Annotated in this window: 15 protein-coding genes and 2 pseudogenes; 5 read left to right on the top strand and 12 right to left on the bottom strand. The window is 71.6% G+C overall.

Going from position 1 to position 21,378, the window contains the following annotated elements; translation table 11 throughout:
- The first annotated feature begins 84 nt into the window (after positions 1-84).
- The 4 genes from CcI49_RS35315 to CcI49_RS35300 all read left to right on the top strand — a co-directional run bounded on the left by CcI49_RS35315 (position 85) and on the right by CcI49_RS35300 (position 3,103).
- Entirely contained in the window at positions 85-726 is a 642-nt protein-coding gene (locus CcI49_RS35315; RefSeq protein WP_241840430.1) for a TetR/AcrR family transcriptional regulator, read from the top strand.
- Positions 727-890: 164 nt separating this feature from the next.
- Entirely contained in the window at positions 891-2,171 is a 1,281-nt protein-coding gene (locus CcI49_RS35310) for a cytochrome P450 (protein WP_054568311.1), read from the top strand.
- On the top strand, positions 2,168-2,362 hold the full coding sequence (locus tag CcI49_RS35305) for a ferredoxin (RefSeq protein WP_054568312.1): 195 nt from the start codon (positions 2,168-2,170) through the stop codon (positions 2,360-2,362). The genes CcI49_RS35310 and CcI49_RS35305 overlap by 4 nt, the downstream gene beginning before the upstream one ends.
- A 192-nt stretch (positions 2,363-2,554) precedes the next feature.
- On the top strand, positions 2,555-3,103 hold the full coding sequence (locus tag CcI49_RS35300; RefSeq protein WP_076833849.1) for a hypothetical protein: 549 nt from the start codon (positions 2,555-2,557) through the stop codon (positions 3,101-3,103).
- A gap of 175 nt (positions 3,104-3,278) precedes the next feature.
- On the opposite strand, the gene CcI49_RS35295 is transcribed toward CcI49_RS35300, so the two are convergent.
- Positions 3,279-4,049, bottom strand: coding sequence for a TetR/AcrR family transcriptional regulator (locus CcI49_RS35295; protein ID WP_198955729.1), 771 nt, complete (start codon positions 4,047-4,049; stop codon positions 3,279-3,281).
- 87 nt (positions 4,050-4,136) lie between these two features.
- On the opposite strand from CcI49_RS35295, the gene CcI49_RS35290 reads away from it, so the two are divergent.
- The gene (locus CcI49_RS35290) at positions 4,137-4,544 is read left to right on the top strand and encodes a VOC family protein (protein WP_076833847.1); all 408 of its coding nucleotides are present in this window, start codon (positions 4,137-4,139) and stop codon (positions 4,542-4,544) included.
- A gap of 43 nt (positions 4,545-4,587) precedes the next feature.
- Here the strand turns inward: CcI49_RS35290 and CcI49_RS35285 are convergent, their stop codons facing one another.
- The 11 genes and pseudogenes from CcI49_RS35285 to CcI49_RS35240 all read right to left on the bottom strand — a co-directional run bounded on the left by CcI49_RS35285 (position 4,588) and on the right by CcI49_RS35240 (position 21,359).
- Positions 4,588-5,205, bottom strand: a complete 618-nt coding sequence (locus CcI49_RS35285; protein ID WP_054568601.1) for a TetR/AcrR family transcriptional regulator — start codon at positions 5,203-5,205, stop codon at positions 4,588-4,590.
- Between the two features lie 116 nt (positions 5,206-5,321).
- Positions 5,322-5,486: pseudogene (locus tag CcI49_RS44615) on the bottom strand (CopG family transcriptional regulator); the annotation flags it as partial.
- 88 nt (positions 5,487-5,574) lie between these two features.
- Positions 5,575-7,032, bottom strand: a complete 1,458-nt coding sequence (locus CcI49_RS35275) for an FGGY family carbohydrate kinase (RefSeq protein WP_054568315.1) — start codon at positions 7,030-7,032, stop codon at positions 5,575-5,577.
- A 70-nt stretch (positions 7,033-7,102) separates the two neighbouring features.
- Entirely contained in the window at positions 7,103-8,281 is a 1,179-nt protein-coding gene (gene xylA, locus CcI49_RS35270; protein ID WP_076833845.1) for a xylose isomerase, read from the bottom strand.
- 53 nt (positions 8,282-8,334) lie between these two features.
- Positions 8,335-9,600 (bottom strand): family 1 glycosylhydrolase, encoded by a 1,266-nt coding sequence (locus tag CcI49_RS35265; RefSeq protein ID WP_083749903.1) that lies wholly within the window; start codon positions 9,598-9,600, stop codon positions 8,335-8,337.
- Positions 9,601-9,639: 39 nt separating this feature from the next.
- Entirely contained in the window at positions 9,640-12,168 is a 2,529-nt protein-coding gene (locus CcI49_RS35260) for an alpha-L-rhamnosidase (RefSeq protein WP_076833897.1), read from the bottom strand.
- A gap of 40 nt (positions 12,169-12,208) precedes the next feature.
- The gene (locus CcI49_RS43860; protein ID WP_241840437.1) at positions 12,209-13,441 is read right to left on the bottom strand and encodes a glycoside hydrolase family 3 C-terminal domain-containing protein; all 1,233 of its coding nucleotides are present in this window, start codon (positions 13,439-13,441) and stop codon (positions 12,209-12,211) included.
- 213 nt (positions 13,442-13,654) lie between these two features.
- A pseudogene (locus tag CcI49_RS43855) lies at positions 13,655-14,675 on the bottom strand (glycoside hydrolase family 3 N-terminal domain-containing protein); the annotation flags it as partial.
- A 243-nt stretch (positions 14,676-14,918) separates the two neighbouring features.
- On the bottom strand, positions 14,919-16,250 hold the full coding sequence (locus CcI49_RS35250) for an ABC transporter substrate-binding protein (protein ID WP_076833840.1): 1,332 nt from the start codon (positions 16,248-16,250) through the stop codon (positions 14,919-14,921).
- Between the two features lie 30 nt (positions 16,251-16,280).
- Positions 16,281-19,127, bottom strand: coding sequence for a branched-chain amino acid ABC transporter permease/ATP-binding protein (locus CcI49_RS35245; RefSeq protein WP_076833838.1), 2,847 nt, complete (start codon positions 19,125-19,127; stop codon positions 16,281-16,283).
- A gap of 6 nt (positions 19,128-19,133) precedes the next feature.
- Positions 19,134-21,359, bottom strand: coding sequence for an ATP-binding protein (locus CcI49_RS35240; protein WP_076833896.1), 2,226 nt, complete (start codon positions 21,357-21,359; stop codon positions 19,134-19,136).
- Positions 21,360-21,378: the final 19 nt, after the last annotated feature.

Genomic DNA, 21,378 nt, shown 5'->3' with positions numbered 1-21,378 from the left:
ACTCCCCCGCGGGCGCGACGGCGAGGCACTTCGCCCGACGTCCGCATGCGAGACTGGAGGAGACGACAACCAGGAGATTCATCCGTGGCGAGCACTCCGTCGCTGTTGGGCAGGCCGGTCGGCTCCCGGGGCGATCAGACGAGACAGCGCATTCTTGAAGCGACGCTGCACTGTGTCGCCGAGGTCGGCTATGCGCGCGCCACCATCCGTGAGATCGCCCGGGCGGCGGGCATGACCAGTGGCAGMCTCTACCACTACTTCCCGAACAAGGCCGAGCTGGTCAAAGAGACCTTTCGTGACGTCGCCCGGCAGACCTCCCCTCGGTTCACGGCCGCGGTGGGGTCCGTCGACGGTGTCCTCGACAAGCTCATGGCCGTCCTGGACGAGGTTGCCCGGATGATCCGCGACAACCCGGACGTGGTCCCCTTCGACCGCGCGATCCGGGTGGAAAGCGCCGCGGACCTGCACCTGGCCGAGGAAAGCGACACCATCGTCGCAGCCGTCCACACGGTCGTCGCCGAGATCCTGCGCGAGGCCGACGCGCAGGGAATCCTCGGGAGCCAGGTCGACGTCCAGGCCGCCACGAATGCCATCGACGTGCTGCTCATGGGCCTTTACGACCATGCACTGACCGCACCGGCCGACACTTTCCACACCACCGTTCACGCCCTGAAGCTGCTTATTCGGGGGATGTTCTTCGACCAGGCCCGGATAGCGAGCCTCTGAGGTTGTTCTGACAGCACGCGACGCGCGGTGCACGCACATTTTCTGGTGCTGCGGCGATGCGGATCGACCTCCCGACGCGTCCTGCCATGTTTATGTCGCCGGTTCCCTGCGCCGGAGAACTTCTCGCGCGCGACGGTACGGCGAATGCGAGAGGAGCAGGTTTCATGGATATCGACTCCGTCGACTTCTTCACCGACAACAGCCTTCTGCACGATCCGTACAGTTATCTCGCCGACCTGCGCAGGGAGTGCCCGGTCCGCCGGGAGAAACATCATGACGTCGTCATGATCACCGGATACGACGAGGCGCTGGCGATCTACAACGACACCGAGCGGTTCTCGTCCTGCCTTTCCGTCACCGGGCCTTTCCCCGGCTTTCCGGTTCCGCTCGAAGGCGGAGACGTCCCGGCGCTGATCGCCGAGCACCGTGACCGGCTGCCGATGAGCGACCAGCTGCCCACGCTGGACCCGCCGACCCACACCGCGCACCGCGCGCTGCTCTCAAAAATGATCACCCCTCGCCGTCTCAAGGAGAACGAGGAGTTCATGTGGCGGCTCGCCGACCGTCAGCTCGACGAGGCGCTGACCGGCGGGCACTGCGAGTTCAACCGCGCCTTCGCCTCCCCGTTCGCCATGCTCGTCATCGCCGACCTGCTCGGCGTCCCGGCGGAGGACCAGCCGGAGTTCGTCACGAGACTCAACCGGCCGCACGGCGGAACACTCGGCAGCACCGGCGACGACCCGATGACCCAGTCGCCGCTCGAATTCCTCTACGAGAAGTTCACCGGCTACATCGAGGACCGCCGCCGCCATCCGCGTGCCGACGTCCTGACCGGTGTCGCCTCGGCAACATTTCCCGACGGACGCACACCGGAGGTGCTCGACGCGGTCTGCGTCGCCGCGAACCTCTTCGCCGCCGGCCAGGAGACAACCGTCCGCCTGCTCAGTACCGCGGTGATGATGCTCGGCGAGAACCCCGAGCTGCAGGCGAGACTACGGGCCGACCGCCACCTGATCCCGGGCTTCGTCGAGGAGGCCCTTCGGTACGAGAGTCCCATCCGCGGCGACTTCCGCCTGGCGAAGGTCCCGGTCGAGGTCGGTGGTGTGGCGCTGCCGGCCGGCACCGTCGTCTTCCTGGCCAACGCCGCGGCGAACCGCGACCCGGGCAGGTTCCCCGAACCCGACACGTTCGACATCGAGCGCGCCAACGCCCGCAGCCACGTCGCCTTCGGCCGCGGCGTCCACAGCTGCCCCGGGGCTCCGCTCGCCCGCGCCGAGGCGCTGGTCAGCCTCGAGAGGCTGTTCGACCGCACGGCCGATATCCGGATCGACGAGGAGCAGCACGGCCCCGCCGGGGAGCGGCGCTACACCTACCTGCCCACCTTCATCCTGCGTGGGATCACAAAACTCCACATCCGCTACACCCCCGCCGACGGTGGAGCGTGATCGCGTCCGTCGACCCGGAGCGCTGTGCCGGTCACGGCGCCTGCGTCTCGACCTGTCCCGAGGTCTTCACCTTCACCGACGACGGCTATGCCGAGGTGGCTGTCGATCGGATTCCCGACGAGCTGGCCGAACTCGCCAGGCGAGCGGCGTACGAGTGCCCGGAAAGAGCAGTCCTCGTCGAATCCCCTTAGCGCACTGYGGACGAGTGCGGTGCCGGCCAGGCGGGACCCTTGCCTCAGCTGTTGCACACCTCCCAGAATTAATCATACTGTTGATTAATAACCTGTCCATCCCGTGATCCTCAGGCCGCCAGGCACCCCCCACGTGCACAGGAGCGCCCGAGCCGATCAGGGCGAGACCAGCGACAAGAAAGCGAGGGTCAGATGAACCTTGAAGAGAAGATCGCCTTACACCGACGGATGGCCGACGGTTACCGGGACGCGTATCTCCAGCAGGGTGTGAAGGACGGCGCGACCTACGACGGTTGGAAGTTCGCGACCGACGCCATCTACTCGTCGCCGTACTTCACCGGCGATGACGTCATCAACCTCGGGGAGATCTCCGGTGGCGCGGACGCCTCGCTGATCCTCACCGCAATGGCGGACTCCGCCATCCGGGAGGCCAAGGCCTACTCGGTCACCTTCCCCGACTGGAAACTGGTCGACTACGCCACCTGGGCCGCCGAGAACGGATATGTCGCGCGCGTCCGGTGGGAAGGCCACACCAGGGCCGGCGTGAAGATGGGCTTCTACTCGACCACCTTCATCGAGACGAACGACGCGGGCGAGATCCGGCACTGGCAGACCTTCGTCAACGACGAGGAGTACGGCCCGTTCCTCGAGGTCGCCATCGGCAAGCGCGGCCCGTTCAAGGGCCACCTGGAATACATGGAGCTCGTCGACAAGCTCCTCAAGGACAACGGCCTCGCGTAGACGTCGGCCGACGCACGGCCACAGCTGAGCACGCGAGCATTCCCGGCCGCATAAGGCGAGGACGACCTGCCGGATCGAGGTCGGCGGCGCCGCGCGACGCCGACCCCGATCCCGACACCGGTCCGGTCCGGTCCGGATCGGCGAGGTGATCAGCGCCGATCCGGGTCGGCGCCGTTCACCCAGGGACCGGGCCGTCGAGGAGAGGTGCCAGGCCGTCGAGGAGGCGGGCGAGGCCGAAGCGGTAGGCGTGGTCGGGGTCGTGGGCGCTGCCATGTGCCTGGCCGGCGGCCGTGCCGACGCGGCTCGCACGCGGGTAGCGCTGTTCGTCCAGCACGCGGGCGAGCATGGGCCCGACCCGCGCCCACCACCGCGTGTCGTCACCGTCGGGGCCGGCCGCCGCACTTGCCGACTCGTGGGCCGCGCGGGCGTTGGCCTGGACGAAGGACAGCAGGTAGGTCAGGCAGTCGTCCCGGTCGACGTCCGAGAGGCCCAGGTCGTCGAAGGCGGACAGCTCGTGCTCGTATTTGGCCATCAGGCCCGGCCCCAGCGGAGGACGCAGCGTGCCGACCTGGGCCGCCCAGGGATGCGCGGCGAACAGGGCGCGGTTGTCGTCGGCGACGGCGGTGAGCCGCTGCCGCCAGGGCGCACCAGCGGTGTCCGCGCGCGGCATCCGGGCGTAGGCGGCGTCGAGCATCAGGTCGAGCAGTTCCTCCTTGCCCGGTACGTAGGTGTAGAGCGTCATGGGGACCACGCCCAGGATTCGGGCGACGGCCCGCATGGTCACCGCGGCCAGGCCTTCCTGGTCGGCGAGATCGGTGGCGGCGCTGACCACGGCGGCGAGGTCCAGTGCCCGGCTCGGCCCGCGACGTGAGGCCGCCGGTGCCTCGCCCCACAGCAGCGCCAGCGTGCGGGCCGGATCGCCGGCGCCCGATCGTTCTGCTGTCACGGTAGCCATCATCGCCCGTGAAACTCTGTACATTGTATGATGTACTGCGTACAGAGTTAACGGCTCGCCAGGCTCCGGAGGATCCCCATGAAGATCACCTCGTCCGCCGTGTCGCTGAACGTCGACGACGTCGACGCCTCTGCCGCCTTCCTCACCAGGCACTTCGGCTTCACGGAGCTGATGTCCGCCGACGGCTTCGCCTCCCTGGGCCGTGCGGACGCCGGCATGAACGTCGTCTACCTACGCCGCGGGCTGCCGACCCTGCCCGCCGACCAGCGCGACAACCACGCGGGCGGGCTGATCCTCGCCTTCGTCGTGGACGACCTGGAGGGCGAGCTCGCCCGGCTTCAGCGCGCGGGCGTGACCATCACGATGCCGCTGACAGCCGAGGAATGGGGGGAACGCGCCTTCCAGGTCCGCGACCCCAACGGCGTCATCATCCAGCTGGTCGACTGGAACGGCCCCGGCGCCCACGCCACCACCGGGAACGCCTGACGCACCGACACACCGATGCAGCGGTCGAACGGGTTCGGACGGATCAGGTACCCGACGGCGCGGGGACTCCGAGCACCGCGTGCATGGCGCGCAGCGCCCAGGCGGGGGCCAGGTCGTCGCCGTGGAGCTGCCGGGCGGGGTTGACGCCGACGGCCAGCGCTTCCAGGGCGAAGACGACCTGCCCCGGGTCGGTGTCGGCGGCGAGCTCACCCGCTGCCACCGCCGTCTCGATCTCCCGGCGCAGGACGCGGCGCCAGAGCTCCGTGGTCTTGGCGAGCGCGTCGTGCACCGGGCCGGTCCGGCCATCCCACTCGAACGTCACGGCCGCGATGAAGCAGCCGCCCGGGAAACCCGGGTCGTCTTCGTGGCGTGTCCAGGACTCACAGATCGCGAGCAGGCGGTCGAGGCCTGGCCGTCGGTGGCTGACCGGATCCCACACGCGTACCCGGAAACGGTCGGCGGCGTACTCGAGGGTGGCGAGCTGAAGCTGCTCCTTCGTCCCGAAGTGGCCGATCACCCCCGACTTGCTCATCTCCAGCTCGGCGGCGAGCCGGCCGATCGTGACGCCCTCCATGCCCTCGACCGAGGCGATGTCCGCGGCGCACCGGACGATCGCCGCGCGGGTGTCGAGCGCGGCGGCGACGGAGCGGCGGCCTGCCATCACCACAGCATAGCGACCGGGTGTTCGGCATTGAAGTACGAACGTTCGTTCGCTGAATTGAGAGGACGTCAGACCTGCCTGACGACGTCGTCGCCCGCGCTCGCCGGTCTGTTGCCTCACGCCGCCTCTCCGGCGTCACGCTGCCCGGCGGTACGGCGCCGCTCATGTTCGGCGTCGAGTTCTTCCAACTCGTCGAGCGCTGCCGCACGCTCATCCTCGGTGACGGGGCCGTGCTCCGCCTGCAGCCAGTCGACCAGTTCGACGAGCCGGTCCCGGTCCCGGTCTACCTGCGGATCACGGCACCGACGATTCGGCGATCAGACCGCCTCCGCCAGCCCGCTTCTGGTCGGGCTTGCACGCGCTCGTTGCCTATGCCGGTGATGCTCCTGCGGCCGTGGTGGCGGCCACGCGGTACCTCTCCCGGATCTCGGGGCGCGGCGGCGCGGTGTGGATGGCGGCGTCCACCGCCGGCCAGTCGAGCTGACCGCCGAGCAGCACCGCGGCGGCCTGGCGGGCGGCGCCGTCCGCGACATACTCGCCGGGCGCCGGGATGGCGACGGGGACACCCAGCACCTCCGGCGCCAGTGCGCGGACCGCCCGTGAGCGGGCACCGCCACCGACCATCGTCACCCGCCCGACGTCGACGTTCTGCGCCCGCAGGACGTCGACACAGTCGGCCATCAGGCACAGCAGGCCCTCGACGGACGCACGGGCGAGGTTCTCCCGGGTGGTCGAGGCAACGGAGAGGCCGTGCAGCGAGCCGGTGGCGGTGGGCAGGTTCGGGGTGCGCTCCCCTTCGAGGTAGGGCACGAACACCAGCCCGCCCGCACCCGGCCCGGCGCCCAGGGCGAGAGCGTCGAACGTGTCACGGTCGACGTCGAGAAGCCGGCGGGTCACGTCGAGGACGCGGCTGGCGTTGAGCGTGCACGCCAGCGGGAAATGGTGGCCGGTGGCGTCAGCGAAACCGGCCACCGCGCCGGAGGCGTCCCGGGTGCCGACCCGCGACACCGCCGCGACCACACCTGAGGTACCGAGCGAGAGCAGGCATTCACCGAGCCGCAGGCCCAGGCCCAGGGCGGCGCCCGCATTGTCGCCGCAGCCGGGGCCCAGCAGCAGCTGCCCGAGCCCGGCGCCGGGGTCGCCGCGGCCCACCGCCTCGCCGGGCGCCGCGACCTCGGGAAGGCGAATCCGTGCGGTCTCGCCGGGGGTGCGCCGCAGCGCGAGCGCGAGCAGATCGCGACGGTAGCCGCCCGTGGCAGCGCCGGAGGCGTCGTAGTAGCCGGTGCCGGAGGCGTCGGAGCGGTCGGTGCGCAGGGTGTCGAGCGAGCGGGCTCCGGCCAGTCGCCAGGTGAGCCAGTCGTGGGGCAGCGCGATCGCGGCGATGCGTGCCGCGGCGTCCGGCTCGTGGTCGGCGAGCCAGCGCAGCTTGGTCACGGTGAACGAGGCGACCGGGACCGAGCCCACCGCGTCGGCCCAGGCCGCGGCGCCCGCCGTGGGGTCGCCGCCGCCGAGGTCGGTGACGAGGTCGCGGGCCGCCTGGGCTGAACGGGTGTCGTTCCACAGCAGTGCCGGCCGGATGACGTCGCCCTCGGAGTCCAGGCAGATCATGCCGTGTTGCTGGCCGGCGACCGAGATCGCGGCGACGTCGTCCAGCCCGCCGGCCCGGTCGATCGCGGTGCGCAACGCCGTCCACCAGTGCTCGGGGTCGAGCTCGGTGCCGTCGGGATGCGGCGCGCTGCCAGCGCGAACGAATCTGCCGGACTCGGCCGCACGAATGACGACCTTGCACGACTGGGTCGACGAATCGACACCCGCGACCAGGGTCATCGCCTTCTCCCGCTGCTTTCGCCTTCTCCCGCTGCACTCTTCTTCTCTTCTCCCGCTGCGCTCGGCGCGGTCAGCCGAGCAGGTGCTCGACGGCGAGCTGCTGCAGGCGGACGAAGCCGAAGTCCCGTTCGGCGGCCTTGTCGGGGTCGAATCCGTCATCGTCGGCCAACAGGTCGGCGGCGGTCTCACCGGGCGCCAGGGTCGGCTCGGCGAGCTCGAGAACGCCGGCGTAGGCCATCGCCTCCCGCACCCGGGGGTCCGCGCGGAACCGTCGTGCCTTCTCGGCCAGCAGCAGGTAGGTCGCCATGCACGCCCGCGCCGACTCCCAGACGCCGGCCAGGTGCTCCGTCCGCGACGGCTTGTAGTCGAAGTGGCGGGGACCGGTGTAGCGCGGCCCGTCGGGGTAGCCGGGGAAGCCGTTCTCGATCAGGTCGACCGTGAAGAAGGCCGACAGCAGGTCACCGTGGCCGAAGACCAGGTCCTGGTCGTACTTCAGGCCGCGCTGGCCGTTGAGGTCGAGGTGGAACAGCTTCCCGCTCCACAGCGCCTGGCCGAGCGCGTGGGTGTAGTTGAGGTTCGCCATCTGCTCGTGGCCGGTCTCCGGGTTGAGCCCGACGATGTCACCGTGCTCAAGCTCGGCGATGAACGCCAGCGCATGCCCGACGGTGGGGAGGAAGATGTCACCGCGGGGCTCGTTCGGCTTCGGTTCCAGCGCGATCCGCAGGTCGTGGCCCTGGGACTTGATATAGCCGGCGACGGTGTCGATGCCCTCCCGATAGCGCTCCATGGCCGCGTAGACGTCCTTCGACCCGTCGTACTCGCCGCCCTCACGGCCACCCCACATCACGAAGGTGCTCGCGCCCAGCTGGGCGGCGATCTCCACCGCGCGCAGCACCTTGCGCAGCGCGAACCGTCGCACCGACCGGTCGTTGGACGTCAGGGCGCCGTCCTTGAAGACCGGGTGGGTGAAGGTGTTGGTGGTGACCATCTCTATCACCAGGCCGGCGGTGTCCGCCGCGTCGCGGAGCCGGCGGACCCGCTGCTCGCGGGTCGCCTCGTCGGCGTCGAACGGGAACACGTCGTTGTCGTGGAAGGTGATCCCCCACGCCCCGAGCTCGGCCAGCCGGCCGGCGTACTCCCAGGGGTCCAGCACGGGACGGGTCGCGGCACCGAACGGATCCGCCCCGGGCCAGCCCACCGTCCACAGCCCGAACGAGAACCTGTCCTGGCTCGTCGGCTGTCGCACCATCCCGCATCCCGCCCTTCCCACCGAGGAACACGCACGCACTGGTCCTGCGCCGGTCAGCGGAGGCGGCCCGCGCGAGCGATCTCGCCGAGCCAGCGCGCGGACGGCTTGACCGTGCGCGCGAAGGTACTCCGGTCGACGGCGATCAGTCCGAAGGTCATCGCATAGCCGGACGTCCACTCGAAGTTGTCGAGCAGGGACCAGTGGAGGTAGCCGCGCACGTCGACGCCGTCGGCGATGCAGCCGGCCAGGCCGTCGAGGGCGGCGGCGGTGTAGGCGATGCGGGCTTCGTCGTCGGCGGTGGCGATGCCGTTCTCGGTGACCAGGACGGGCACGCCCGCGTGTTCGGCGGCGAGCCGGACCGTGTGCCCGAGGGCCTGCGGGTAGATCTCCCAGCCGGTCTGGGTCGTCGCGGCCCCGGCCGGCACGGGCAGGACGCCGCCGGGCCCGATCCGTTCCCGGGTGTAGGTCTGGACGCCGACGAAGTCGTCGTCGCGGGAGACGTCGAGCCAGTCGAGTTCGGCCGCCTGCCGCGTCGCGGCCCAGCGCACCTCGCCGCCGTCGGCGGACTGGAGGTCGATGAGGGCGAGGGTCCAGCCGACGGCGGGGTTGCCGGGGCCGGACTTGATCGCCTCGACGGCCTTGCGGTGCGCGGCCGCCATCACCTCGATGTTCGGGGCGGGCCAGCTCCCGCCCGATCCCGACTGCCCGCCCGCCTGGCCGTCAGCGCCGGTACCGGCGGTACCACCAGTGCCGGCGGTACCACCAGTGCCGTCGGGCAGGCCGAGGCCGTCCTCGCGCGCGGCTGCCGGGACGATTCCGAGGTGCACCATCATGGAGATCACGTTCGGCTCGTTGAAGGTGCAGACCCAGGGCACCAGGTCCCCGATGTGCTCGGTGACCCGGGCCGCGTAGCGGGCGAACCGGTCGACGGCGGCGGTGCCGTTCCAGCCGCCGGCCGCGGCGAACCAGCGGGGCGTCGTGAAATGGTTGTAGGTCACGACGGGGGTCACGCCGTTCTCCAGGCAGGTGCCGACCATGCGCCGGTAATGGTCGAGCGCGGCCCGGGAGAAATAGCCCTCCTCCGGTTCGATCCGGGCCCATTCGACCCCGAAACGATAGGCGTTCAGCCCCAGTCCGGCGAGCAGGCCGATGTCCTCGGGATAGCGGTGGTAATGGTCGCAGGCGTCACCGGACGGCTCGGCGAACCGCGATCCGGGAGCCCATTCACCGGCCCACAGGTCGGCGTTGACGTTGCCGCCCTCGACCTGGTGGGCGGCGGTCGCGGCACCCCACAGAAAACCGTCCGGGAATTGATTCATGATCGATAATCCTCTCGGTGTCGCGGGGTAGGGCGGGCGTCAGCCGTTGGCCGAGGGCGCCGCGAGTACGGCGAGCAGGTCGTGTTCGATGGCCGGTGCCTGTTCGGGGAAGTAGCCCAGCAGGGTCCGCAGGTTCGGCAGGGACGGCTCGGTGCCGCTGTCGGCCGCGCCGAACTGCGGCAGGTGCCGGCGGAGCGTGGCGTGCACCACCGCCCAGGTCCGGGCATCGTGGAAAAGCACCTTCAGCGGGGTGTCGAGGGTGTATTCCGGCCGAACCGACCGTGGAATGCGGTATTCCCAGCGGTGCTCGCCGGCGTCGACGTGGGCGGTGAGCCCGTCCGGATGGTGCGGGAGAACGACGTCCGCGGTGGTGCCGCCGGGGATGGTGACCTCGACCGTCATCCGGTCGTCGGCGGTGTGCCGCCAGGCGACGCGAACCCGCCCGTGCGGGGTGTCGTGGGCGACGGTCGCGTGGGTGAGCCCGCCTCCGGGCTGCGGCGCGATCCGCAGGCGCCGGTAGCCGGGCTCGGCCGGCGCCACGCCGCCGACGACACGGTGCAGCCAGTCGGCGACGGCGCCGAGCGCGTAGTGGTTGAGCGACGTCATGCCGGTGTCCTGCAGCGATCCGTCGGGGGTGACGGCGTCCCACCGCTCCCAGATTGTCGTGGCGCCCTGGGTGACCGGGTAGAGGAACGACGGGCAGTCCGTCTGCAGGAGCAGGGCGTAGGCGGTGTCGAGGTGGCCGGTGCGGCTCAGCGCGTGCGTGACGAGCGGGGTGCCGGCGAAGCCGGTGCTGATGCGATGTTCGGCCTTGGTGACGAGCTCGGCGAGCCGGCCGCCGGCGCGGGCCTGCTGGGCGGCATCGAGGATGTCGAAGCAGATGGCCAGGGCGTAGGCGGTGACCGAGTCGTTCGCGACCAGCCCGGCGGGGGTGACCCATTCGTCGCGGAACGCCGCGCGGACCCGCTGGTGCAGCGCCCAGTAGCGGGCCGCGTCGTCCGCGCGACCGAGGACGTCGGCCGCCTGGGCCAGTTCGCCGGTCGTCCGGCACAGGTAGGCGGTGGCGACGAGGTAGGCGTTCGTCTTGCCGCCGGCCGGGTTGGTGGGCGGGGCGTCCGGGTCGAGCCAGTCACCGAGCTGGAAGCCGCTGTTCCACAGGCCTCGTTCGTCGAGGAGACCTTCGATGCTGTCGATGAACGCGGTCATGGAAACGTACTGGCGGGCGAGGATGTCGGGGTCGCCGTACTCCTGGTAGAGCGCCCAGGGCAGGCTGACCGCGACGTCGCCCCACAGCGCGGTGGGGGTGGTGACGGGCATACCCAGCGCGTCCGGGACGACCAGCGGGACGTACCCCTTCTCCCCCTGTTCGGCGGCGAGGTCGGCGAGCCAGGCGCCGAGCAGGTCACGGACGTCGTAGAGGAACGCGGCCGTGGGCGCGAAGGCGTTCAGGTCGCCGGTCCAGCCGAGGCGCTCGTCGCGCTGCGGGCAGTCCGTCGGCACCCCGACGAAGTTGCCGCGCATGGACCAGACGACGTTGCGGTGCAGCTGGTTGACGAGCTCGTTCGAGGTCTCGAACCAGCCGGTCCGGCGCAGGTCGCTGTGCACGACCACCGCGCGCAGCGCGTCGGCGTCGAGGTTCCCGGGCCAGCCGTCGACCTCGACGTAGCGGAAGCCGTGGAAGGTGAACCTCGGCTCCCACGTCTCCGGATCTCCGCCGCCGCGCAATGTGTACCGGTCGGTGGCGAGTGCGGTCCGGTTGGTCCGGAAGTCCGCCTCACCGCCGATCATGATCTCGGCGTGCCGCAGGGTGACCGTCGTGCCGGCGTCGCCGCGGACGGTGAGGCGGACCCAGCCCGCCAGGTTCTGCCCGAAGTCGACGACCGTCCGGCCGGCCGGGGTGGTCAGGATCTCGACCGGCGCCACCTCCTCGATCCGCCGGATCGGCGGCGCGGTCGGCGCGGTCGGCCCGGTGAGGGCGCCCAGGTCGTGCTCGATGACGTCGACCGGCGACCAGCCGGAGTCGTCGAAACCCGGCTGGTCCCAGCCGTCCGGATGGCGGCGCGCGTCGTAGGTCTCACCGTCGTAGATGCCGTCGGCGAGGATCGCGCCGGTACCGGCCCGCCAGTCGGCGCCGCTGCCGACCACGTCGACGCGGTCGCCGTAGTCGAGATCGAGCTGCAGGAATCCGGCCGGCCGGCCGGCCCACAGCGCCCGCCTGCCTCCCTCCCAGGTCAGCCGGCCCACGGCCCAGCCCTCCCCCAGAACCGCGCCGAGCGCGTTCACACCCTCCGCCAGCGCGCCGGTGACGTCGTGGCTGCTCACGACCAGCCGATGCCGGTAGGACGTCCATCCGGGGGCGAGGACCTCGTCGCCGACCCGGCTGCCGTTCAGGTGGGCCTCGACCAGCCCCAGGGCCGTGACGTGCAGGGTGGCCGACCGCAGGCCGGGGCCGACCGTGAACTCCCGCCGCAGGTACGGCGCCGGCACCGGCTCGGTACCACGCCCGGTGGCGAGCCCGTTGGCGCCGGCCGGCGCGGCGATGAAGCTGGCCTTCCAGGGGTGGGACACGGGACCTCGCTTCTCGGACACGACGGCGGGAACGGTCCGGTCAGGCATCGGACGCAGGCAACGTGATCGTTGTGGTGCAGCGGATGTCGTCGCTGCCGAGCCCGGCGAGCACGGTGACCTCGCCGGCCTCGATGCCCCGGGTGCCGTCGGACCTCGTGTGGAAGAGCCGTGCGACGGGGGCTTCGAGCGTGACCGTCGCGGTTTCGCCCGCGGGCAGCGCGAGGCGGGTGAAGCCGATCAGCTGGCGGACGGGCCGGACCACGGTGGCGGCCTCGTCGCGGGCGTAGAGCTGCACGACCGTCTCGCCGTCGGCAGGGCCGGTGTTGGCCACGACGAGCCGGGCGCGGATGAGCCCGCCGGTCTCCTCGACCGCCGGCCCGGCGGAGTCGCCGGCGGAGTCATCGAAGGCGACGTCGAAGGTGGTGTAGGACAGGCCGTGTCCGAAGGGGTACAGCGGGCTGGGGTCGGCCAGGTCGTTGTAGCCGTGCCGGGCCCCGGTGGGATGGCCGTACCCGCTGCCGTGGTGGTGGCCGTGGTAGATCGGCAGCTGGCCCAGGTGCCGGGGGAAGGTGCTGGGCAGCTTGCCGCTCGGGTTGACGGTGCCGAAGAGCGTGTCGGCGATCGCCTGGCCGGCCTCCTCACCGAGCAGCGGCGCGAGCAGCACCGCGTTGGACACCCGCGCCACCGCGTCGAGCAGCAGCGGCCGTCCCGAGACGACGACGGTCACCAGCGGCTTCCCGGTGGCCGCCAGCAGGGCGACCAGTGCCTCCTGGTCACCCGGCAGGGCGGGCTCGGCGGTCGACTGGCCCTCGCCCGCGGTGTTGTTGCCGACCCAGCCGGTCCGCTCGCCGACCACGGCTATGACGACGTCGGCACCGGCTACCGCCCGTTCCACCGCGTCCCGGTCCAGCGGCTGCGCAGGGTCCGCCTCGAACCGCCCGAGCGGAACGTGCTCGACGGACGGGTCGGTACGCCGCAGCGCGTCGAGCACGGTGGGTGCGTCGGGGTGGATCCTGCGCGCCTCGGCCTCGAAACGTCCGTCGAGCCCCGGCATCCGGGGCTGGAAGATGTCGGTGAAGACGAAGGTCGCCGGGTCGACGCCGGGGACCTGCCCGGTCAGCACCGCCATCATCCCCAGCGGCACCTCGGCGTTCGAGACCGAGGTGTAGGCCCCGAAATGGACCCGCAGCTCGTCGGCCGCCGGGCCGACGACGACGATCCGGCCGCCGCGGGGCGTGAGTGGCAGCGTCCCGTCGTTGTCGAGCAGAACCATGGCCCGTTCCGCGACGGCCCGGCGCACCGTCGCGGCCTCGTCGTGGCCGGGCGCGGGCGCCCCGGGCGCCCGCGCCCCGGTCGTCCCCGTCCCCGTCCCGGGCGCCCGGCCGGGAGGCGTCATGCCCGGGACGAGTCCGACGCGCGCCTTGGCGGCGAGCACCCGGGCCACAGCGGTGTCGATGACCTGTTCGTCGAGCCGGCCGCTGCTGACCTCGTCGACCAGGAAGGCGTAGTTCGCGTCGCCGGGGAGCTCGACGTCGAGGCCGGCGCTGATCGCCCGCACAGCGGCCTGGGCCGGTGAGTCCGCGGTGCGGAAGAAGTGGGTCTGCAGGGTCACGGAGTCGTAGTCGCTGACGACGACCCCGGCGAAGCCGAGCTGGTCGCGCAGCAGCTCGGTGAGCAGCCAGCGGCGCGACGCACGGAACGCCGTCGATCTCGTTGTAGGAGTTCATGACGCACGCGAGGCCGGCTTCGGCGATCGCGCGGCGGAACGGCTCGGCGTACTCGTCCACCAGCGCGCGTCGCCCGAGCTGGGTGACGGCCTGGTTGAGCCCGCCTTCGGAGGCGCCGTAGCCGACGAAGTGCTTCCCGGTGGCGAGCACGCCGGACGTCCCGTCGGCGCCCTGGATGCCGCGGACGAACGCGACGCAGAGCTGCGCGGCGAGCTCGGGGTCCTCCCCGTAGGTCTCGTGCACCCGGCCCCAGCGCGGGTCCCGGGCGAGGTCCATCACCGGGGACAGCGCGTGCCCGATCCCGGCCGCGCGCATGTGGGCGGCGGTCACGGCGGCGGCCCGGGTCACGAGCGCGGGCTCCCAGGTGGCCGCCTGCGCCCAGGCCGTCGGGAACTGCGGGCCCGAGCTGTGCAGCAGGCCGCTGATCGCCTCGAAGTGGACGAGCGCGCCGATCCCGAACGGCGTCACCGCGCGGACGGCCGCCTGGACGCGCGCGAGGTCCGTCCGCAGGCTCTCGGCGTCATGGCCGAGGAACCAGGCCAGCGACAGATGTCCCACGCCGTGGGGCCGCAGTGCCGGCAGCCGTTCGACGTCCAGCGCGGGGCTCGCCGCACCCGCCGGGCCCTGGCTGGAGCCGGAACCAGGGCCGGGGCTGGGGCTGGGCCGCCGCGCGATGAGGTCGGTCACGGCGAATCCGGTGAGCTGGGCGACCTTCTGTTCCACTGTCAGCCGGCGGACGAGGTCCTCGATCCTGCCCGGCGGCAGCGTGGTGGCGGTCATACTTGTGTCCCCTGTTTGTTTTCGAAGACCCCGTGACGAGCGGGGAGCGAATTCCCGGGCGCACCGGGGATCCCTTTCTGCCGCCCAGCGCCAGCGATTCTCACCAATGACCGCAAAAGGGGTCATGGAGTCGCTTGGCGATCCGCAAGAAGTAAGGATTTCGGTTGTTCCAGCAGCCAAAATCCTTACTTCTTCCTCAGAAGCAGCGACCACTGCGGACGTGCGCGGACGTGCGTGGACGGGTCAGCCCGCGGCGAGGAAGAAGCCCTTCTTCGCCGGATCCCATGCGAAGATGCGCGGCGGGATGTCGCCGTTCGGCGTCTCACGGCTGTAGGTCGCGGCGTCGGCCAGAACCGGGACGTGGAAGGATCCCAGCGCGAAACCGGCGTCCTGGAAGGACTTGTAGGTGAGGTCCTTGCCGGCCTTCGCGGCGATGGCCTGGAACAGGGTGAGGTAGCGGCAGGCGGCCGACTCGGACGTGCCCCACCCGGTTTCCTTCGGGGCCACCAGCGCCGGATCGATGATCTTGCCCTTGGTTTCGGGCACCGCGGCCTCGACCGTCGAGAGGCAGGTGTTGACGGCCGGGTCGGCGTAGTCGGCGGCCTGGCCGATGGCCAGCGCGTCGCTGAGCACGCCCAGGTCCCCGTTGCGGGCGCCGAGAACATAGGCCGAGGCGGTGTTGACGCTCCCGAACAGCAGGCGGGGGCGATAGCTGGTCTTCTGGAGCTCGGCGGGGAACTGGGCCTGCGAGCCTCCGACGAGCAGCACGGTGTCGACGCCGGCGGACTGGAACTTCTGGATGAAGACGTTGAGCTGCGACGACACCGCGGCCGGGTCGGTGGTGTCGGCGTCGAGGACACCCGTCTCGGTGACGGGAATGTTCCTGGCCGCCAGGGCGGGCAGGACGGTCCTGTCCAGGACCGCCTGGTCGTCGCGGTAGGCGACCACGGCGAGCTTCTTCCCGGCCAGCTCACCCTTGTCGGCGTACAGCCCCAGGCCCTGGCCGAGCTCGTCGCCGCCGCGCTGGTCGGAGAACCACGGCGCCTGGGCCTTGGCGTACCGCGCGGCGGTGAGGTCGCCGCCGACGACCAGCGTCCTGTGCGTCTGCACATAGCAGTTCACGTCTTCGGCGTTGAGGCTGCCGACCGCGGCGAAGACCTTCTCGTCCTCGGTCAGCTTCACGCAGGTCTCCTGCGCTCCGGTGGGCGAGAGGACGTCGACCGCGCCGAACACCGGGACGACCTTGCGCCCGTTGATGCCACCGTCCCTGTTGATCCTGTCGATGATGGCGCCGGCCACCGCCTCGTAGTCGCCGTGGTCGACGTCGACGTACTGCTTGACCTTGGACAGGTCCGGGTAGACGAAGCCGATCTTGATGCTGTCGGCGGTGACCCCCGGGGAGATGGCCGGCGCCGGCGGGGCCGGGAAGGCCGCGGCGCCGGTGGCACCACCCGCCGGTGTTTCCTTGTCGTCCTTCGACTCGACACTGCAGGCCGAGACGGCGGTGGCCGCGAGCGTGACGGCGGCCAGGAGGAGTAAGGCACTGGATCTGCGGGTGCGGCGCGACGAACTCATCTGCGAACTCCAGGAGGGTGACGTGGGTGACTACGCGGTTGGCTGGACGGAAACGGGCGTGCCGCCGCTTCGGCTGATGGCGCGTTCGTCGGTGCCGAGGTAGCTGGCGATGACCGACGGGTCGGCGCGGACGGCGTCCGGGGCGCCCTCGGCGATGACGCGACCGGTCTCCAGGCAGTAGACGCGGTCGCTGATGCCCATGATCAACGGCATGTCGTGCTCGATGACGAGCATGGCGGCGTCGAGTTCGCGGCGGATCTCCTGGATGAGGGGGCCGAACGCCTCCGTCTCCCGCTGGGCGACGCCCGCGGTCGGCTCGTCGAGGCAGAGCAGCCGGGCGTCGAGGGCGAGCAGCCCGGCGAGCTCGACGATGCGGCGGGTGCCGGTGGACAGGTCGGCGATGAACGCGTCGGCGTACCGGCCGAGGCCGAGGAAGCCGATGAGGTCGTCGGCGGCGGCCCGCTGGGCGCGTTCACGGGTGAAGGTGTGCGGCAGGTGCAGGGCGGTGGACAGCAGCCCGGTGCGGCCCCGCGCCTCCAGCGCGATCTGCACGGTCTGGCGGACGGTGAGCTCGGGGAACAGGGTCGCGGTCTGGAAGGTGCGCCCGAGCCCGGCCCTGGCCCGGGCGGTGGGCCCGGCGCCGGTGATGTCCCGGCCGAGGAGCTCGACGGTGCCGGTGGCGGGCACGAAGCCGCCGATCGCGTGCATGAGGGTGGACTTCCCGGCGCCGTTGGTGCCGATCAGGCCCACGATCTCGCCGGGCGCGACGCGCAGGGACACCCCGTCGACGGCGGTGAGGCCACCGAAGCGGACCCGGACGTCGCTGGTCGCGAGGACCGGCCGCCCTGCCTCGAGCGGCTCCCGGGACCGGGGGATGGTCCGGGTGAGCGCCTTCGCGGCGGCTACCTTCGGCGCGCCGGCCGGGGCGGGTCCGAGGCGGCGCTCGGCGAGGCGCAGCAGGCCGTCGCGGGCGCTGTAGCCGATCTGCACCAGGCCGCCGGGGAAGTAGAGCAGGAGGACGAGCAGGCCGAGGCTGGAGGTGAGCAGCGGGACGATCTCGTTGTCGGGGAAGACCGCCGGCAGGCCGATGACCCAGAGCGAGCCGAGCACCGGCCCGTACACCGAGCCGAGCCCACCGATGACGACGATGGACACGACGAGCAGCGAGTCCGCGCTCAGGAAGTACCGGTCGGCGTAGGGGACGTTCTGCACCGCGCCGGCGAGCAGGCTGCCCCCGAGGCCGGCGATCCCGCCGGCCAGCGCGAACGCGCGCAGCTTCACCCGGGTCGTCCCGACGGTGTAGGCCGCGGCGGTCGCCGGGTTGTCCCGCACCCCGATGGTGGTGCGCCCGACGCCGGAGCGGCGCAGCCGGGCGACGACCGCCAGCACCACCGCCAGCACGATCAGCACCAGGTAGTAGTAGGCGCGCTGGCTGGTGACGTCGACGCCGAAGGCGGTGTCGCGGGGGAACGACGCCGTGCGGGCGCCCGGGTCCTGGAACACTTCGCGGCGGTAGAGGTACTGCTCCGCGGCGATCCCGAACGCGAAGGTGCTGACCGCGAGCATCAGCCCGCGTACCCGTAGCGCTCCCGCGCCGACCGCGGCGGCGAGCGCGGCGGTGACGAGGCTCGCGATCCCGACGGCCACCGGGAACGGCAGCGCGTCCAGCGCGACGGTGCTGCCGCCGACGGAGATCTCCAGGCCGCGGTGGAGCGCCGCGGCGGTGAGCGCGCCGAGGCCGGCGAACGCCATCTGGCCGAGCGAGAGCTGCCCGGCCCAGCCGGTGAGCACGGTGACCGAGGCGGCACAGATCGCGTAGCAGAGGATGACCGTGTAGAGCAGCTGCCGCGAGGACTGCGTGACCAGCAGCGGCAGGACGAGGGCGAGCACGCCGAGCGCCAGCAGCGGCGCCCGTTCGAGCTGGCGGACCCACCACAGGTCGCGCAGCCGTTCGGGGATCGGCGCGGCCTTGGGCGCGAACGAGAACGACGACGTCGGGGTGTCACGGCCGCGGCTGGCCCAGAACACCGCCGCCAGGACCAGCCCGAGGATGACAAGGTCGGTCAGGCCGGGCTGGTCGAGCCAGTTGAACTGGACGAACGACTGCAGCAGGCCGAGTGCGACCCCGGCCAGCAGCGCGATCCACAGCGACGCCATCCGGGCGATCACCGCCGCGGCCAGCGCCCGCACCAGTGTCGTGGGGCCGAGCGTGGTGATCTGCGTCAGCGACTCGTTCTGCGCCGAGATCAGGATCAGGCACAGAGTGGCGACCATCCCGGCCACCGACCACATCGCGGTGGAGACGGCCTTCGGGCTGATGCCCTGCAGCCTCGCCAGCTCCGGGTTGCCCGCCGCCGCCCGCACCGTGCGGCCGAGCACCGTGCGGCTCAGGAACAGGCCGAGCCCGATCGCGACGAGCGGAACCACGACCAGGACGCTCAGCTGCGCGCCGCTGATCCGCAGGCCGTCGACCGGCGACCATGTCCCGCCCCACGGCACCGGATACGACTCGGACGCATGGTCGTCCAGGTCGGGCAGGCCGGTGACGATGGTGAGCGCGAGCTGCGCCACGCCGATGGTCGCGGCGACCAGGATCACCCGCGGTGCCTGGAACAGCCGGCGGATCACGGCGAGGTCGACCAGCGCCCCGAACGCCGTCCCGACCACCAGCGCGATGGCCAGGGCGATCCAGTACGGCACGTTCCACCGCACCACGAGCAGCGCGAACAGGACGGAGCCGACGAGGCCCATGTTCGCGACCGCGAAGTTGATGACCCGGGTGGACCGGTGCACCAGCACGATGCCGATCGCGAGCAGGCCGATGACGAGACCGGTGACGGCGCCGTCGAAGAGCAGCTGGGTGGTGGGCATCTGCATGGCTGCTCAGCCGCCTTCCCGGCCGAGGAAGACCGCGCGGGCGAGGTCGTCGCGTTCGGCGAGCTCACGGGCCGGTCCGGTGAACCGGACCTGGCCCTTCTCCAGAAAGACGGCCCGGTCGGCGATGGCGAGGGCGATGTTCAGCGACTGCTCGACGACGACGATCGTCAGCCCGTCGGCCTTGAGCCGTTCCAGGATCGCGAGCAGGTCCTGGACGACCGCCGGGGCGAGCCCGAGGGACAGCTCGTCGATCAGCAGCACCTCGGGGTCGTGCAGCAGCACCATCGCCAGCGCCAGCATCTGCTGCTGGCCGCCGGACAACGAGCCGGCCAGCTGCGACTGCCTGCCGGCGAGGTCGGGGAACAGACCCAGCACGTAGCCGAACCGGCGCTCGCGGCCGGCCCGGTCGCGGCGCATCCGGAACGCCGCCATCTCCAGGTTCTCCCGGATGGTCAGGTCGCCGAACACACCCTTGCCGCCAGGCAGCAGGTGCACGCCGTACGTCCCGCGCCGCTCCGGCGAGACGTAGGTGATCGTCCGGCCGCCCAGCCGCACGACACCGCGCGACGGCGTGCCGAGCCCGCAGACGACCTTCAGGATGGTCGACTTCCCGGCCCCGTTCGTACCCAGCAGCGCCAGCGTCTCGCCGCGGCGGACCTCGAACGCGACGTCGAACAGCACCTGCACATGCCCGTAGGAGAAGTCGACGTTGTTGACCTGCAGCACCGGGACGCCCTCGGGGTCGGCCCGCTGCCGGTCGCGCTCGGCGAGCTCCTCGCGCAGGTCCGCGACCACCAGCGACAGGTCGCTCTTCACGAACGACGCGCCGCGGATCATCATCAGCCCGCCGACCAGGGTCGCCGGAACACCGATCACCAGCACCGCGACCCGCGGGTCGTAGGCATTGCTGATCAGCCCGGACAGCAGCGCGCCACCGGTGGCGCCGACGAAGAACATGTACACCGAGGCCAGCGCGATCCCCAGACCGCGCAGCCGGTAGGGCACCACCGACTGCACCACCGGGCCGACCATCGCGAACGCGACCGACGCGAACACCGCGCCCGGAATGCTCGCGAGCATGAACCCGACCCAGTGCGGCATGAACCACTGGATCGGCAGCAGTACCGCGCCCGGCAGCACGCACAGCCCCAGCAGCCGCACCGCACGCTCCGGATCGCGGTGGTAGAGCCGGTCGTAACGGGGGGCGACGACCGGCAGCGCGACGACCAGGGCGGCACCGCCGAGCGAACCCATCAGGCCCCGCTGGAACGTCGACATCCCGTAGTGGTCCTCGGCCCACAGGTTCGCCAGGACGCTCGTGGTGAACAGGCTGAAGCCGAGCGCCGAGAAGGCGACGATCGCCGTCTTCACGGTGCGGATCCGCATCAGCCGGGCGAACGCCGCCTCGATCGAGATCGGCATCGCCTCGGCGTCCTCGACGACCTCGCCGAGCACCGAGCGCATCTCGTGCTGGCCGCGTGGCGGCTCCGGCAGCCGGAACGCGACGATCGCGACGACGAGCGCGGGCAGGCCGAGGACGAAGAACGGCCAGCGCCAGCCGTTCTCCCCGCCCGCCCAGGTCGCGATCCCCGCGACCAGCAGCGGGCTGAGCGCACCCGCGGCCCGCGCCGCCCCGTACACCGACGCCGACATCCGCCCGCGCACCCCGATCGGATAGGCGTCCGCGATCAGGGAGCCGTGCACCGTGTTGTTGCTCGACTTCGCCACCCCGACCCCGAACCGGGCCAGGAAGAACAGAAAGGCGTTCGCCGCCAGGCCGGAGGCGAGCACCATCAGCGAGAACACCGCACCGGCCCAGCCGATCACCCGGCCGCGCCGGTAGTGGTCCGCCAGCCAGCCCATCGGCAGCGCGCCCAGCACCAGGAAGGCACCGGCCGCGGCCGAGATGAACACGATCGCGCCGTCGGACAGCCCGAACGCGTCGCGGATGTCGGGTGCCAGCACCGACAGCGCCGCCGACTCCAGCTCGTCCAGCGCGTTCAGCAGCACCAGGACCCCGAAGGTCAGCGACCCGCCCGCGGCCAGCCCCTGGCGCAGCGACAGCGGCTCGCCGCCGACCCCCGGCAGCAGCTCGTCCGCGAACAGCACGTCCCGCCGGGCCTGGGCCTGCCGTTCCCGGCGCTCGGCCTCCGCGTCGATCAGTCCCGCGGCCAGCCCGGCCACCGAGGGCCCGTCCTCGGTGGCCGGGGCGGGGCCGGTGGGGGCGGTCACGGGCACCCCTGGTCGTCGG

Source organism: Frankia sp. CcI49, assembly GCF_001983215.1.
GTDB lineage: Bacteria > Actinomycetota > Actinomycetes > Frankiales > Frankiaceae > Parafrankia > Parafrankia irregularis.
The sequence above is the reverse complement of the archived record's forward strand: the minus strand, read 5'-3'. Positions and strand labels throughout refer to the sequence as shown.

What these genes read in the sequence shown, in the direction of transcription:
- CcI49_RS35310 (WP_054568311.1), top strand. Translation starts at nt 891, where the DNA reads ATGGATATCGACTCCGTCGACTTCTTCACCGACAACAGCCTTCTGCAC.
- CcI49_RS35300 (WP_076833849.1), top strand. Translation starts at nt 2,555, where the DNA reads ATGAACCTTGAAGAGAAGATCGCCTTACACCGACGGATGGCCGACGGT.
- CcI49_RS35290 (WP_076833847.1), top strand. Translation starts at nt 4,137, where the DNA reads ATGAAGATCACCTCGTCCGCCGTGTCGCTGAACGTCGACGACGTCGAC.
- CcI49_RS35285 (WP_054568601.1), bottom strand. Translation starts at nt 5,205, where the DNA reads ATGGCAGGCCGCCGCTCCGTCGCCGCCGCGCTCGACACCCGCGCGGCG.
- CcI49_RS35275 (WP_054568315.1), bottom strand. Translation starts at nt 7,032, where the DNA reads ATGACCCTGGTCGCGGGTGTCGATTCGTCGACCCAGTCGTGCAAGGTC.
- xylA (WP_076833845.1), bottom strand. Translation starts at nt 8,281, where the DNA reads ATGGTGCGACAGCCGACGAGCCAGGACAGGTTCTCGTTCGGGCTGTGG.
- CcI49_RS35265 (WP_083749903.1), bottom strand. Translation starts at nt 9,600, where the DNA reads ATGAATCAATTCCCGGACGGTTTTCTGTGGGGTGCCGCGACCGCCGCC.
- CcI49_RS43860 (WP_241840437.1), bottom strand. Translation starts at nt 13,441, where the DNA reads ATGGTTCTGCTCGACAACGACGGGACGCTGCCACTCACGCCCCGCGGC.
- CcI49_RS35250 (WP_076833840.1), bottom strand. Translation starts at nt 16,250, where the DNA reads ATGAGTTCGTCGCGCCGCACCCGCAGATCCAGTGCCTTACTCCTCCTG.
- CcI49_RS35245 (WP_076833838.1), bottom strand. Translation starts at nt 19,127, where the DNA reads ATGCAGATGCCCACCACCCAGCTGCTCTTCGACGGCGCCGTCACCGGT.